The following is a 14674-nucleotide window of genomic DNA, read 5'->3' as shown; positions in this document are numbered from 1 at the left end:
AAGACGCCACACTGCACGCTATCCACAGTCACAATCGGCGGTCTTATCGTGTCCTCAGGAATCGGTACTATGTTCTACATAACGATCGACAGAGCATATTATCAAACAACTGATCGATGATGGGAGGTCTGGACGATGACGGTCACTGACTCACCGCGCGCCCGCCACCCATTGTCATTTTTGGATCTCGATGGCGTGGCCGGGGCCTCCATGGGAGATAAGGCCGCCGCTGCTCTGGTCTTGCTCAAATCGCTGGGGCAGGATCTAGCCGCCTCGAACGCATACGAACGATTTGCTCGCTACACTCCCGAAACCGCGAGCGCAGACTGGAACTCGTCGCTCGCCTCCGACTCCGCGCAACCACAAGAATCCGCACGCTTGGTGGAACCTGAGAATTACTGGGATTCACTCCCGGAGATCAACCATGTGGCCGAGTCATTACAGACCGCTTTGGCCGGGGCCCAGACGCTGTTGAGCGGTCATACCCAACGCGCCACGGCGTCCAGTGCCGATCAGCAGGATCTTTTGGGCGTTCCCGAGGGCGCTCGTGGTTACCGGGATGGCCGGAAGTACTTTACCGAGTCTGTCGGGATCGGAACTCGAGAAGCCAAACAACGCCAGCAACGCTCCGAATTCATCTCCGGCGGTCCACCACCGGTCAGTGGCGGCCCCGAGATTCCACCGGAGTTTCCCGCTGCGACGAAGGCCTTCAGCATTGGGTCGATCAGCACAGAACACTTGGACCGGCTCATTCGCCTGGTCAATGATGTCAAGAAGTATGCCCGGAACACACATGCTCCACCTGGTTTGATCGATCAACTGCTTGATGAGGTCGTGCCCCTGCTGGTCGAGCGCGCCGAGGAACTCAGCGTCAACGAGTTCAACACGCTCTGCAAGGAATGGCTACCCAAGATCTGCCACCACATTGATCAAGACGGCCCGGCACCCGAGGAGGTCGTCAACCCACAGCGGGGCCGGGAGGATTTTTGGGTCCGTCCCCGCGAAGACGGTGGCCTGGATTTCGGCGGTACGGTGTACGGGTTGTCTGCCGAACTCCTCTCGACCATCGACCATGCTGCGAACAACTACGCTGCCCTGAAAAACAACGCCACCAATGAGGCTCAGGCGCAGACGCCACGCAATCCGCTGATCAAAGCAATCATGGCAAACTTCCCAGAGCTGAAACCCCACGATGTGATCAGTGTTGACGAGAACGGCATCGAGCAGGTGTACGCAGCAGAGCACGATCTGCTCGATCGGAGAAGTCGCAATCAGCGTACGCTGAACGCACTGTTCGCGGTCCTCACCGCCGGGCTCGCAGCGGGCCGTCAGAAGAACGCGCTCCCCTCCACCCGCGGTCAAGATACGAAGATGATCGTGACCATGGACTACGAAACCTTCAGCCATCAACTCTCCCGACGCTTCCAGCTCGATGAGGATCTCAGAAGGTCTACACTTCGAGATTGGTTGGTTGATGACTCCACCACTCGCGGACACAGATTCCGATCCGAAGGTCAATATTCTGGAACGATTCATCCCTCACGACTCAGAGCGATGGCCTGCCACGCCGGAATCGTCCCGCAACTCATGAATGGCGATCACGAGATCCTGGACATGGGACGACAGCGACGCGACTTTTCCGCCGCCCAACACCGCTGCCTGGTGGCTCGAGACCGCGGGTGTGCCACACCGGGGTGCACTATGCCTCCAGCCTGGTGCCACGTCCACCACATCACCGAGTGGGAACACGGTGGCGAAACGGACATCGATAACGCGGTACTACTCTGTAGCGCCCACCATACCGATGTGCACACCGGTAAGTGGAGCATTGTCAGAGTCGACCGCGAAGGAGTGTGGTTCTCACCGGCTCCGTGGCTGAACCCTGATCCCACTCCGCGTCGAAACGTCAGGGCGTACAGTTAAGATTTCAAAACGTTACTTACACTTTTCTCGAGCTCTTGATCAGCCTGGATGCCTGGTTCGAGAATCTCAGTGCTTATCGGTAATCCCTTGGTTTTTACCGCTACTTTTATGGCCGAAACGAAAAGATCAGCTGTGTCATAAAGTCGCATCAAGCTTATTATCCGAGTAGCACACTCCACCACGGTCTGGAAGTGTTTTGCTTGGTAAGCCCGGTGTAGCCTGACGAACAGTTCGGGTTCAACATTGGTCAACCCAGAGAGAATCCCGGCACCACCACTGACTCGGTTGGTCAAATAGTACTCATCAAAACCCGATAGCACCGAAAAGTCATCCCGGGCTTTCGACACAGCTTGAATCACTTCCCTGGTACGCGAAGCAGAATCTACCGTATCTTTGATCCCCACAATATTTTGATATTTGCTCGCGAGACGGGTTACCAGTTCCGGGCCGAGGTCCGAACCAGTCCGGGCCGGAAAGTTATAGAGCATAACCGGCATGTGGACAGATTCAGCGACGGTACCGAAAAACTTCTCAGCCGAGCATTCCGAAGGGCCGAAGTAGTACGGTGAAACCACAACTACTGCATCTGCACCATGTTCGCGCGAGAAATTCGATAATTCAATTACGTCCTCTTGGCGAGTAGCTCCGGTCCCCACTAACAGTTGGATCCTCGAATCAAGATGCTCAGCCAGAATAGTCACGGCTTCTTTCTTTTGCTCCAAGGTGAACCCGTAGAACTCACCAATAGAACCAAAGAGCAACACGCCGTCTATCCCAGCCTCAACTAGATGGTCGAGGTGTCGTTTCCAGTTGTCAAAATCGAAGGAACCGTTTTGCAGTGGGGTAATTGACGGTGTATAGACTCCGTTAAACATTAACGCTCCTGACCAATTTGATAAGCGCGAAGTGCGTTGAAGGCGAAGACATCCTCATCATCTTTAAAGACTGATCGGACAAAGCAGAAGTGCTCATCGAAGTCAGCTCGCACCGGGAAATTTGATGCGTAAAGCACTTTGAACTTCCCGAACGTTTCGGCAACATAGTCCACAACATCCTTCTGTACCGGGTCATCACCGGAGATCTTGACGTAGCAGCTAGGCAACTGAGCCAAATCCCGCAACGCAGCTCGTGATTCAGGGGTCAAATCGGTGACATTGCCCAGGTGATCCAAAACGAGCTGTGCCTCAGGGACCTGAGCCAGGGCCCGGGCTATATCCGTGATGTCTTCGCCTCTGCATGTGACATCGAAGGGCAGAGGCAGAGAGCGCAGACCTTCTATAAAACTCTGCTCCATCACTCTTCCAGAGGGAGCAGTGTGAAGCGGCTCTCGAATGCCGGTAGCGTGAACCGGCACCCTCATCCACGGGCTTAGTTGAGATCGCAAAACCCGTCCGAGGATTTGTGGCCTCTGACGTTCGTAGACCAACTGATCTTCCTGTTCTGGATCATCTTGATCAATTTCAACGTAGACCCCACCGAGAAACTCGACGTCATCATACTTGTCATATTCAGCCCGTAGATCCTCGAACCGGTACGTTCGGTTCAGTCTGTCGCTCAGCCACGGGACCGACTGAACATTCGGATCCCACTGGTGAAAATGGGCGTCTATAACCTTCATACAACCACCCCTTTGGTCAAGATCAAATTGGCATACTGCGCGACTTCCCCCGTAGCCACCACCGCATAAGCCTGCTGAGCCTGCTCATAGAAGTCGAAGCGGTCCAGAAATCCAATATTCTCCTTGTGTAGGAGCTCGATATAATCGTTCCAGATAGGCGTTTCTACCCGATCTCCAGCCACGACTTCCATGAGCGTAACGGGTTTCTCAATGTAGGTATCTAACGGGATCAGCTCAAGAACTGCCTTGACTAGCCGTAAAGTCCCGTGGCCATCAGCACGCACAATCCGTTGCCCGATGGAAGTTGCGGGAAAGTGCGCGTCCGCAAGCACAATCGTGTCTCCGTGGCCCATTTCAGCAAGGACCTTAAGAAGTTCCGGCGAAATGACCGGGTCAATTCCCTTGAGCATTGTGCTAACTTCCTTTCTGGTGGTAGCCGATTCGAGAACCGGAAATGCCGTACCAAACCAGGTAGGCAAAGCCAATCAGGGACACAAACAGCGAAGCTTCCAGACCGAAAAGGTCTTGGACGAAACCCAACAGCAGGGGGATAACTGCTCCACCGCCAATAGTCATCGTGAGTATCGCTGCACCGTTCTTCGCCGCGGCTCCATCAATGCCACGCAGTGCCAACGCGTAAATAGTTGGGAAGCCAATCGACATAAAGAAGTAAAGCACCATAAACGCGATCACTGAGATAGGACCGAGTCCAAGGGCCGCTAAGAGCATCATCGCGAAACCAGCACTGAAATAGATAGCAAGAACTTTTCCAGATTCAACGTATTTGAAAACTGGCGCCGTGGCGAAGCGCCCTAACGCGAAGAGCACAGTCAGTACCGCCAAAAGGGTAGAAGCCACTCCGGCGTTGATCCCGTCCCACTGCTGCTGAGCAAAGGTCGAAAATACTGAAAATCCAAGAGTTTGCAACCCCACGTAAACGAACAAGGCAACTACACCAAAGGTGAAGTAGGGCCTTAAGAACACCGCTCCGAACCTCGCCGAATTAGCCGTCCCCACATCATCGCCTGCGGGTGTGGGGAGTTTGGCGAAGACGAATACCAGCAACACGGCAAGCACAACGATACCGATGACCGTATAGATCAGTGCGGTCTGCCCCATAAAAGTATCCCGGGCTTCCTGGAAGCCGGGCTCTCCGGCGGTTACCGTCTCACCCAGGATCAGTCCAAGCAACAAGGGGCCAATGACCTGACCAATACCGTTAAACCCCTGGGCGACGTTCATCCGCGTCGACGCAGTACTTTCATCCCCGATCTTGGTCATATACGGGTTGCAGTTAGCTTCCAGCGCAGCGGCCCCCAGAGCAATAACGAACATCGCTATAAGAAACATCCAGTAGGACAACGTAGAAGTCGCAGGGATAGTCAGCGCCGCGCCGAGAACAAAAAATACGAGCCCGACAATCATGCCACCCTTATACCCATACCGTTTTGCCACCATTGTTGCTGGGATCGCCATCACGAAATATGCCCCGAAATAAGCGACCTGCAAGAGCGAAGACTCCGCACCGGAAAGTTGAAGATAGGTGGCAAACGGATCACGGATGCCGTTGACCAGGTTCATGGTCAAACCCCAGATGAAGAAGAGGGCAGTAACCAAGATAATGGCCGTGCGGACGGCTGAAGTTTTTCGTCCGGTATTTTCCGCAGACATGATGGCTCCTAATTCAGCGCGCGGTCGAGATGAACGTACCCACCGTCAACGTAAATCTGCTGACCTGTGGTGTGGCTGGACAGTGGTGAGAGCAAGAAAACGCCCATATCAGCGATTTCTTTCGGAGTCGTCATCCGCTTTTCCAAGGGGATGTTTTCGGTGATCTCCTCAAGTCGCGCTTGTTGTTCGGCTTCGGCCCCGAAAGTTTTAATCCAATTGGCGTACATCGGGGTCCAGGCTTCTGCAACCACAATCGCATTAGCACGTACCGAGTCCTTCGCAAGGGCGGCCGCCCACTCGCGTGTCAGACCAAGGATCGCACCTTTCGCTGCCGCATAGGCGGACGTCTTTCCCTGACCCGTTACCGCGGTTTTGGACGTGATATTTAGAATGGACCCCTTAGATTCGCGCAAGTAATTCACCGAGGCATGCACGGTTTCGTAGTAGTGGGTGAGATTGCCGTGCAGAGACTTTTCGAATTCTTCCCAAGTGGTGCTATCTAGATCCAGGTTGTCATTTGTCCCAGCGTTATTGACCACTCCGCCCAGGACACCGTACTTCTGGTAGACCTCATCAATGATCGGTGCAATTTGCTCCGTATTGTTTAGATCAACCGTGTAATACTCATAGCTAGCGCCAAGATCACTCATCGAGGCGGTAAAATCCTCATCGACTTCCGAACGATTCAAGACGACGGGTATAGCACCTTCACGTGCCAGAGATTCAGTGATGGCCCGTCCAATGCCATGTTTACCACCGGTAACAATTATGGGTTTTCCTGCTAGTTTCAGATCCATGATAGGTCTCCTTATTGCTGGTTCAGAAGTCTCTGCGAAGCGGGGTCAAAGGTATATGCAGTGATTGATTCAGGCTTCATTTCGCTCGACGCGCCTGGAGTTCTGGGAGCCACATAATGGCCCTGACGAATTTCAGTGGGAGTCACAAAATGCTCGTGTAGGTTATCGACATATTCGATGAATCGGTTTTCTTTAGTCGCCGAAACAGCGATATAGTCAAACATTGACATGTGAGCCACCAACTCGCATAGCCCTACACCGCCAGCATGGGGGCAAACGCGCACTCCGTACTTGGCGGCCAATAGCAAGATCGCTATGTTCTCATTCGGTCCGGCTACCCGAGTGGCATCCATCTGATAAACGTCTAGAGCGCCCGAAGTAATAAACTGCTTGGCGATGATCCGGTTTTGCATTTGCTCACCGGTCGCGACTGGGATAGGAGTAATGGCCTCACGTATCGCGCGATGCCCGAGAATATCGTCCGGGCTGGTCGGCTCTTCTACCCAGGCTAAATCGTAATCTTGAAGCTGGTTGATCCACTCAATCGCTTCGGGAACATCCCAAACCTGGTTGGCATCGACTGCCAGTTTCACGTCCGGCCCCACAGCCTCACGCGCGAGAGCAAGTCTTCGCCGGTCATCTTCCACGCTGCCACCGACTTTGAGCTTAATCTGACCGAAACCGTGGTCCTTAACCGCCTCTTGACACAAGCCCACCATCTTCTCGTCTGAGTAGCCCAACCACCCCGGAGCTGTCGAGTATCCAGGATAACCATTGGCCAAGAGGTCAGCTTTGCGCTCGGCACGAGTGGGCTCAGCACGTCGCAGTATATCGAGAGCTTCATTACGAGTGATGGCATCTGATAAATAACGAAAGTCCACCAGATCGACGAGTTGCTCCGGTGTCATATCCGCAAGCAATTCCCAGAGCGGTTTCTTCTCTCGCTTGGCTTTAAGGTCCCAGAGGGCGGTGAGCATAGCTCCGATGGCCATGTGCTCCACGCCTTTTTCCGGACCAAGCCAGCGAAGCTGAGAATCGTTAATAAACATTTGAGATGTCGCACCCATATCTGCCAGTAGCTCGTCCACTTCGCAGCCGACGACATAGTGTTTCAGCGAATCAATCGCTGCGACAACCACGTCGTTTCCGCGGCCAATAGTGAACACAAACCCATGGCCGGTCTCCCCGGCATCAGTTTCGACAGTGAGATAGGCCGCCGAGTAATCCGGATCTGGGTTCATCGCGTCAGAACCATCGAGAAAATCAGAGGTTGGGAAACGCACGTCACTTGTGCGCGCTTGGGTAATCAGGCTCATGTCATACTCCCCATTGAGTTCCATCAGCTGAAACTAAGTTTCATATTTTGTTTTGTACTATTGAGCCTAGTTTCACCGATCCCCCAGCACAAGGATTTGTCGCCTATGGAGCCTGTGACCGCCACCGACAAAACTCTGATGGTGCTACGTTCTGCTATCACCCACCGACGTTTCACCGATATCGTTGAAGATACTGGTCTAGCGAAAGCCACCGTGCATCGGATCCTGCAGAAACTACTACGCTACGGTTTCCTAACCTTCGACAAGCAATATTTTCCAGGGCCAGCCATGTTATCGATGGCATCCGAAGCTTTTGACGCGATCGATATTTCCGTAGTAGCGACACCGGTTATCCATCGTCTAGCGCACGAGACCGGGTTTACGGTACATGTGGGAGCTCGTAACGATAATGAGGCCATCTATGTCGCTATCGACAACGGTCGAATGCCCTACAGACTCCCTTCCCATGTTGGTGATCGCCTGTCGCTACATTCCACCTCGATCGGCAAGGTGCTACTGGCAACCTCCAGCCCAGAATATGTGGCTGATTACGCCAACCACCCAGGTCTAAACGCCAAGACTCCCCGGACAATTACAAACTTGACGGCGTTAACCAAAGAGCTGGATTGGGTGCGCGAACAGGGGTACGCCCTCGACGATGAAGAGAATGTGCCGGGCGTTCGTTGCGTCGGGGCACCCGTGACCAACTACTTGGGACAAGTTTCTCATGCGGTTTCGGTGACCACCTTGGCCATGGAAAACGTGGACATGCAGGAACTTGCCGATGAAGTCGTTAGGGCTGCGACAGAGATTTCCTATCGGCTTGGATCTTAGCCAGCATCAGTGGAGGCCAAGATCTGCTCCAGGTCGCCGTCGGTATAGAGCGGAACCTGGAAAACCGGGGAGAATGTCTCGGTGATGCGCTGAGCCCATACTGCTTCACGCTCCCGGCGCTCGGCAAAAACTCCCTCGGATCCGGCCGGCGTTCGGCGATTAATCATCACCGCGGCGACAGGGATGCGACTGGATCGCAGTTGATCGGTCAGCTCCAGCGTTTCCTGAACCGGAAGTCGCTCAGCGGCGGTGACCGGGATGAAGCTACACCGGGCAGAATCAGTCAGCAATCGATGGAAGTTCTCTAGCAACTCTTTGCGCCGATACAAGGCGGCGCGGATTGCGGCATTGCGCTCGTCGGCGGGAGTGGTGCCTTCGGGTTGGTCAGGACCGGGCAATGCATTTAGGGCCGCGACGTAGTTCTCGGATTTCCGGCGCCGCGACAGCATGGCCTCAGCCCAGGTGGTCATGGTTTCGGGAAGTTCCAGCAGCCGGAGCGTATGACCGGTCGGGGCGGTATCAAAAATCACCAGATCCCAGTCCGGGCTCAAGCTCAGTTGGGCCATATGTTCCAACAGCGCAGCCTCGTGAGCACCCGGCGAGGCGGTGGCGGCCCGGAAATACCGGGTGACTTCGCCGTGCAAATGCGGGGGCATCATGCCTCGGACCGTCTCGGCCACGGTATCAAAATGCTCAGCGGCAACCCGTTGCGGATCGGCTTCAAGTACCCAAAGGTTGTCGTGTAATCGTTCGGGCTGATCCGAAAACTGCCGCTCAAACAGGTGCCCGAGGTTATGTGCAGGGTCGGTCGAGACCAACAGAAGACGAGCGTCAGGGCGAGCACGAGCCACGGCCAGTGCGGCGGTGGCAGACAACGTGGTTTTACCGACTCCACCTTTCCCACCAAAGAGCACGACGGATCGGTTGCCGATCACCTGGGTGAGGAACTGGTTTAGCAGCACCGTAGTCCTTCCACCGGTGAGCGTTCCATTCCCATGCGTCGGTGCCAGTCGTGGAAGTTCTCGTACAGCACGGGCATCAGCTCAGCCGTGTAGTAAGTGGCCGGATTGGGAATACCTAATGCTTCGGAGAAAACCATCATCATCAGCAGGTCATCCTCGTCGCGGGCGGATCGTGCGAAGGTCTGACGATAAGGCCCGGCGTAGAACTCATGGAGTCCTGCGGCGAGTCCGGCAAATTTGTCCCGGACCCACCGCCAGCGTGCCGTAGCCATTAGACCTTGGCCTGCGCGTTGGCCTCGAGATCATCGTGCTCGGTATCAAGATCCAGCGGTTCGTTGCGGGTGGTGATGTAGGCCCGCACCGCGGTGATGATCACCAACAGCGAGGCGACCAGGATGATGATATCTAGCACCAGGAGCAACCAATTGTCCTCTCGGTAGAACTGGCCCAGCTGAATGATCAGCGCGTAGACCGAGACCACCAGCACAAAGACCAATGGGATCACCACCGGCCAGATGGGACGCTTCAGGCGTGCCAGGATGATGGTCAAGACCGACAGGGTGAGGGCAGCCATCAGCTGGTTGGTGGTACCGAAGAGCGGCCAGATGATCATGCCACCTTCGCCATCCGCACCAGCCGAGAAAGCCAGCCCCATGGTCACCAGCATCACGATCAAGGTGGCCACGAGAGGATTGAGCTTCAGGCCCATGGTCTGACCAATTTCAGCAACCACGAAACGTTGCAACCGGACGCCGGTATCCATGGTGGTGGCTGCAAAAAGCACGGCCATGGTGGCCAGGATCCTGGCCGACAGCGACGGTGGGATGCCCAATCCCATGTTCAGAATGTTGCCACCGGCTTCCACAAAGGCTGGGGCACCACCGGCATTGAACTCCGAGTAGACCTCTTTCCAATCCGCCAAGGCTTGGAAACCTGAGGTGGTCGCGATGATGGTACCCAGGGCGAGCAAGCCTTCGCCCACCGCACCGAAGTAGCCCACGAACCGCGCATCGGATTCCTTATCGAGCTGTTTGGACGAGGTCCCCGAGGAGACGATGCCGTGGAAACCAGAGATCGCCCCACAGGCAATCGTGACGAACAACAACGGGAAGATTCCCGGAGTACCCTCGGGGAGGTCTTGGTTCACCGCGGGAGCAACCACGGTGGGGTTCGAGATCAAGATAGCGCCGTAGAGTAGGGCCAGACCGACGAAGAGCTGCAGGCCGTTGATGTAGTCACGTGGCTGCAACAGCATCCACACAGGAAGCACCGAGGCGATCCCGGCGTAGATGAACAGCACCACAATCCAGAACGCACTAGCGGACAGGCCCATGATGGTCTCGGGCAGTTCAACGGGGTACCGGTCGCCAAGGATCATCAAGCCGTAGAGGACGACCACACCGATCACCGATACGAGCGGCAGGTTCCACTTCCACTTATAGATGGCCTGACCGATCAGCAGCGCTACCACGATCGCACCCCAGGTGGGGATCACGGCGGTTGGGGTGGAGACCAGCAGTCCGGAGATCACCACGGCGAAAGCGGCGTTGACCATCAGCAACAGCAAGAAGATGACCACCAGGAAAAGATTTCGCCCGTGGGTGCCGATGTAACGGCCGGACAGGGTTCCGATGGAACGGCCTTTGTGCCGGCTGGAGGCCCACAGGGCACCCAGGTCGTGCATACCGGCGAAGAAGATGGTGCCGAGGGTCACCCAAAGGAAAGCCGGGGCCCAACCCCAGATCACCGCCACCGCGGGACCAACGATCGGGGCCGCACCGGCCACCGAGGTGAAGTGGTGGCCCCACAGCACATATTTATTGGTGGGAACGAAGTCCACCCCGTCACGGAACTGGTGAGCCGGCGTGAGGTAGGTGGAAGAAAGCTTGTAGACCTTTTGCGAGAGGAATTTCGAATAGAGAAAGTAGCCCAACAGGATCATGGCGACCCCGACCACGGCAAGGATGAGTGAGTTCATGATGTCCTCAGGTGTGAGATGGAATACTGCCGAAAGCGTACTACATCACAGCAGATTTTTACTTCTGAAGGCTAGTAGATGACGCCTGTGATCAACCGCTGTATGACACTGTTTAAAATTGAGGACATGCGCTGTGACTACTTCGACAAGGGGCTGTGCCGGTCGTGCACCTGGATGAATATCCCGTATACCGTGCAGTTGTCCGAAAAGGTCTCCACAGTGCGCTCCTACCTTGACCCGATCCTGGCCAGTCGGGATAGCAACCTCGACGACTTCTGGACGGCGCCGGTGTGCTCACCGGAGGAAGGGTTCCGCAATAAGGCCAAGATGGTCGTGACCGGATCTGCCCACGAACCGAATCTCGGAATTCTGGATCCGGATCAGCATCCGAAGCATCACGATGGCACCGGGGTAGATCTGTCCGAGTGCCCGCTATACGAGCCAGCGATCATAGCGAGTTTTGAGCCGATCCGCCGACTGATCATAGCCGCCGGGATCGAGCCGTATCAGATGCCCACGCGTCGCGGCGAGCTCAAGCACGTGATCATCACGGTTTCACCGCAACAACAGCTGATGATCCGGTTCGTGTTGCGCTCCACCGATCAACTCGCCCCGCTACGCGAGCATCTGCCAGCACTCCAAGACGAGCTGGCACGGCGCCAGGCCCCGGCCCGGGTGATCACCGCCAATATTTTGCCCCAGCATCAAGCGTTGCTGGAAGGCGACGAGGAGATCCACCTGGCCGGGGATCAGACGCTGACGATGTTGCTCAATGGGGTACCGTTGCGGTTACGCCCGCAAGGGTTTTTCCAAACCAACACCGTCATTGCTGCCGAGCTATATCACCGCGCGGCCACATGGATCGCTGAGTTGCCGGAGATCCGTGTGGTGTGGGATCTATATGCCGGAGTGGGCGGTTTTGGGTTAACCCTGGCCGACACAGCGCGTCGGGCCGGCACCCCGTTGCGGGTGTGGGGCATGGAGAGCTCACCGCAAGCGATCACCGCTGGGAATCAGACGGTGGCCGATCTGGGGCTAGCGGACACCGTGCAGTTCCGGGCCGGGGATGCCACCAGACTGGCAACGGCCGAGGAACGGCCAGATCTGGTGGTGGTCAATCCGCCCCGACGCGGGATCGGAGCCGAGCTTGCCAGCTGGTTGAACACCCACACCGATCACGTGCTCTACTCCAGTTGTCATGCCAAGACCTTGGCGACCGATCTGGAGTATCTGCCGGACTTCACGCCGGTACGGGGCACCGTGCTCGATATGTTCCCCCAAACCGCCCACTGCGAAACGCTGGTGTTACTGAGTCGTTGCGGTTAGCTCGGGTTGATGATGCGACCCCAGGAGCCCTTATTGCCCCAAATGTTCTGTCGCATTCCTTCCAGTTGCAGAATCTGGGAGTGGTCGACGAATAGGTTGACCTCGTTACCGTAATTCTTCAGGTACCACTCGAACACCAGCGGGTCGGCGGCCTCGAACATCACGTTCTCCTGACCGAGACCGTTCATGATGGAAGCGGCCACACCGGTATTCCATTCGGCGACGTTCTCGGTGATCCCTTCGGATTCGATCATGATGATCTCGGCGCCAGCCTCGAGGGCGGCCTTGCCGCGATCAATCAGGTCACCGACATCCTTGGCACCTTCAGCAGCGAGTTCGGATTCGGCGGAGTCACCACCGGAACCGATCTGAATGCCCAGTTCGGGCTTGGGTTTCAGCCCAGCGTTCGCCACGCGTTCCACCAGTCGCTGCAACCCCGAGGTGGGGAGCATAATGAACCCGGTGGAAATCTCGATGACGTCCATACCGAGGTCCTTGGCCCGTTTCAGGTATTCGTCCACGGCCTCGTCGCCGTAACGCAAGACGGTCTCGATCCAGCCTCCCGAGGAGACGTAGGCGTCACCGTGGTGGGCGATCTCGTTGATGGCCTTGACTTGTTCGTCGGGAATCAGCGCGAAAGAACCACCGGCCCACTTAATGCCGTCAATCCACTGCCCGGCCACGTCGAAGACATCCTGCATATGCCGGGTGCCGTAGGTCGAGTAGTGTGGCGCTCGAATCTCGGTCATACCGATGGTGCGCGGCTTGGCGGGACGGTGAGCGCGCGGGACAAAGTTCATCGAGACATCGAAAGGAATCTCGTTCGACATCAGAACCTCTCTTTCTTCTTAGCGGTTCACCTGAGCCAGAAGCTCAGTCAGGTCTGCAATCGGGCGGTTGTCGAGATCGTAAATGACCTCCACCATGTGGTCGCGCCAGTCTTCGGTGGTGAAGGGACTAACAAGCGCGTCGAACTTGGCGCGTTCGTCTTGCCAGTTCATCGGATCATCGTGAAAGCCCGGGTAAGACCGTTTTTCGGCGTTGAGCACCGTACCGTCCTGTAGCGTGACGGTCAGCTCAGCGGGCATATGCTGTGGGAACTGCGCGGAGAACTCGGGATCTTCGGCAATCTCGACCTTGGTCATCAGCGATTGCACATCGTCAGCCACGATGCGCTCGGGGCTGTATTGTGCCGGAGTGAGCTCTCCATCGAGGAGCACGCAAGCCAGCATCCACGGCAGGGAGTGATCGGCTTCTTCCTTGGTGCGGATGGTGCGTTTATCGCCTTCTTCACCTCCACCGATAATGTTCCAGGCGACGTCGAAGGTCTTCAGCTTCACGCTGGCGATCGCTGTGGGGTCGAAATCGTGCTGGGCGCGCATATCTTGAGCGGCTTCCAGGGCCGACTGCGAGTGGATCTCGGCATTGTGTTTTTTGATGATGGTCTCTGTGACCTTCTCGAGATCTTCGGCGGACCAGGAGATCTGGAAATCTCCAGCGATGGAGTCCTTGAAGCCCTTATTGCCCTCAAAGACCTCGGCGGGTCCGGTAATGCCACGTTGGGCCAGCAAGGCCGCCCAGGTCGCTGCCTGTGCCACGTGGGCGTAGGCCAGGCCTTTCCAGTGCGATAAATCCCCGGTGCGGGTCACGCGCAACGCATTATTCGCCGTGCCGGCAATGGCCATCGCATGGGCGGCTTGATCGGCGGTGAGTCCCAAGGCCTTCGCGACGCCAGCGGCCGCGGCATAGCTACCCTGGGTGGTGTGGTCGAAGCCGCGATCGCGCACCGGAGCGACGTCGGAGAGTCGCGTGTGGACCTGAATCGCCACCGCGAAAGCGTCCAGGAAGGTTTTGCCACTGGCCCCGGCCAGTTCGGCGGCTGCCAGCACAGCCCCCATGTTGTCACTGGGGTGGTTGGTTTCCTTCGGCGCTAAGTAGGCATCCATGAAGTCCAGGTAGCGTGAGAGTGCCGAGTTGTAAAAGGCGGCTTTCTCGGCGGTGGTGCGCCCGCCACCGATCAGCGTGGCCTGTTCGGCGCCACCCTGCTCGTCCACCAGCTCGCGGATCGCCACGAGGGGCTCGGCGTTCAAGGCACCAATAGCAACGGCAATGGTGTCCATGACACGAATCTTGAGCTGTTTCACAGCGTGTTCGGACATCGTGGCTGAATCGGCCGCGACCACAAATTCAGCCAAATCCTGAATCTCGGTCATGATGTCCCTCCTCTCCAAAACCGTTGACACTTTGCA

14 protein-coding genes are annotated in these 14674 nt (G+C 56.4%); 3 read left to right on the top strand and 11 right to left on the bottom strand.

Features of this window, described 5'->3' with window-relative positions; all coding sequences use genetic code 11:
• The first annotated feature begins 135 nt into the window (after window positions 1-135).
• Window positions 136-1923, top strand: coding sequence for an HNH endonuclease signature motif containing protein (locus tag DCC27_RS10595; protein ID WP_110110732.1), 1788 nt, complete (start codon window positions 136-138; stop codon window positions 1921-1923).
• On the opposite strand, the gene DCC27_RS10590 is transcribed toward DCC27_RS10595, so the two are convergent.
• From DCC27_RS10590 to DCC27_RS10565, 6 genes are read right to left on the bottom strand one after another with little or no spacing between them, the layout of a single operon-like run.
• Window positions 1920-2798: a dihydrodipicolinate synthase family protein gene (locus tag DCC27_RS10590; protein WP_110110731.1), complete on the bottom strand. Its 879-nt coding sequence runs from the start codon at window positions 2796-2798 to the stop codon at window positions 1920-1922. The genes DCC27_RS10595 and DCC27_RS10590 overlap by 4 nt on opposite strands.
• A complete protein-coding gene (locus DCC27_RS10585) occupies window positions 2798-3541 on the bottom strand; it encodes an amidohydrolase (protein WP_110110730.1) in 744 nt (247 codons plus the stop codon). Before DCC27_RS10585 ends, DCC27_RS10590 begins: the two co-directional genes overlap by 1 nt.
• Window positions 3538-3951, bottom strand: coding sequence for an L-fucose mutarotase (gene fucU, locus DCC27_RS10580; RefSeq protein WP_110110729.1), 414 nt, complete (start codon window positions 3949-3951; stop codon window positions 3538-3540). Before fucU ends, DCC27_RS10585 begins: the two co-directional genes overlap by 4 nt.
• A 4-nt stretch (window positions 3952-3955) precedes the next feature.
• Entirely contained in the window at window positions 3956-5212 is a 1257-nt protein-coding gene (locus DCC27_RS10575) for an MFS transporter (RefSeq protein WP_110110728.1), read from the bottom strand.
• Between the two features lie 8 nt (window positions 5213-5220).
• Window positions 5221-6009: an SDR family oxidoreductase gene (locus DCC27_RS10570; RefSeq protein ID WP_110110727.1), complete on the bottom strand. Its 789-nt coding sequence runs from the start codon at window positions 6007-6009 to the stop codon at window positions 5221-5223.
• Window positions 6010-6020: 11 nt separating this feature from the next.
• On the bottom strand, window positions 6021-7325 hold the full coding sequence (locus DCC27_RS10565; RefSeq protein ID WP_110110762.1) for an enolase C-terminal domain-like protein: 1305 nt from the start codon (window positions 7323-7325) through the stop codon (window positions 6021-6023).
• A gap of 105 nt (window positions 7326-7430) precedes the next feature.
• Between DCC27_RS10565 and DCC27_RS10560 the strand changes: the two genes are divergently transcribed.
• Entirely contained in the window at window positions 7431-8159 is a 729-nt protein-coding gene (locus tag DCC27_RS10560) for an IclR family transcriptional regulator (RefSeq protein ID WP_110110726.1), read from the top strand.
• Here DCC27_RS10560 and DCC27_RS10555 read toward each other — a convergent pair.
• The 3 genes from DCC27_RS10555 to DCC27_RS10545 are packed head-to-tail and all read right to left on the bottom strand — an operon-like array spanning window position 8156 to window position 11099.
• On the bottom strand, window positions 8156-9121 hold the full coding sequence (locus tag DCC27_RS10555; RefSeq protein ID WP_158524773.1) for an ArsA family ATPase: 966 nt from the start codon (window positions 9119-9121) through the stop codon (window positions 8156-8158). The two genes, DCC27_RS10560 and DCC27_RS10555, sit on opposite strands and share 4 nt — an antisense overlap.
• Window positions 9112-9393 carry a cory-CC-star protein gene (locus DCC27_RS10550; protein WP_110110724.1) on the bottom strand — a complete coding sequence of 94 codons (282 nt, stop codon included), beginning with the start codon at window positions 9391-9393 and terminating at the stop codon, window positions 9112-9114. Before DCC27_RS10550 ends, DCC27_RS10555 begins: the two co-directional genes overlap by 10 nt.
• Complete coding sequence (locus DCC27_RS10545; protein WP_110110723.1) at window positions 9393-11099, bottom strand: carbon starvation protein A; 1707 nt, start codon at window positions 11097-11099, stop codon at window positions 9393-9395. The genes DCC27_RS10550 and DCC27_RS10545 overlap by 1 nt, the downstream gene beginning before the upstream one ends.
• Window positions 11100-11177: 78 nt before the next feature.
• Between DCC27_RS10545 and DCC27_RS10540 the strand changes: the two genes are divergently transcribed.
• Window positions 11178-12425, top strand: a complete 1248-nt coding sequence (locus DCC27_RS10540; protein WP_371682196.1) for a methyltransferase domain-containing protein — start codon at window positions 11178-11180, stop codon at window positions 12423-12425.
• On the opposite strand, the gene DCC27_RS10535 is transcribed toward DCC27_RS10540, so the two are convergent.
• Window positions 12422-13255, bottom strand: a complete 834-nt coding sequence (locus DCC27_RS10535) for a phosphosulfolactate synthase (RefSeq protein ID WP_110099825.1) — start codon at window positions 13253-13255, stop codon at window positions 12422-12424. The two genes, DCC27_RS10540 and DCC27_RS10535, sit on opposite strands and share 4 nt — an antisense overlap.
• An 18-nt stretch (window positions 13256-13273) precedes the next feature.
• Window positions 13274-14638 (bottom strand): MmgE/PrpD family protein, encoded by a 1365-nt coding sequence (locus tag DCC27_RS10530; protein ID WP_110110722.1) that lies wholly within the window; start codon window positions 14636-14638, stop codon window positions 13274-13276.
• Between the last annotated feature and the right edge of the window lie 36 nt (window positions 14639-14674).

It is taken from the genome of Auritidibacter sp. NML130574 (assembly GCF_003185725.2).
Lineage (GTDB): Bacteria > Actinomycetota > Actinomycetes > Actinomycetales > Micrococcaceae > Auritidibacter > Auritidibacter ignavus.
This window is presented reverse-complemented; position numbering and strand designations above follow the sequence as displayed.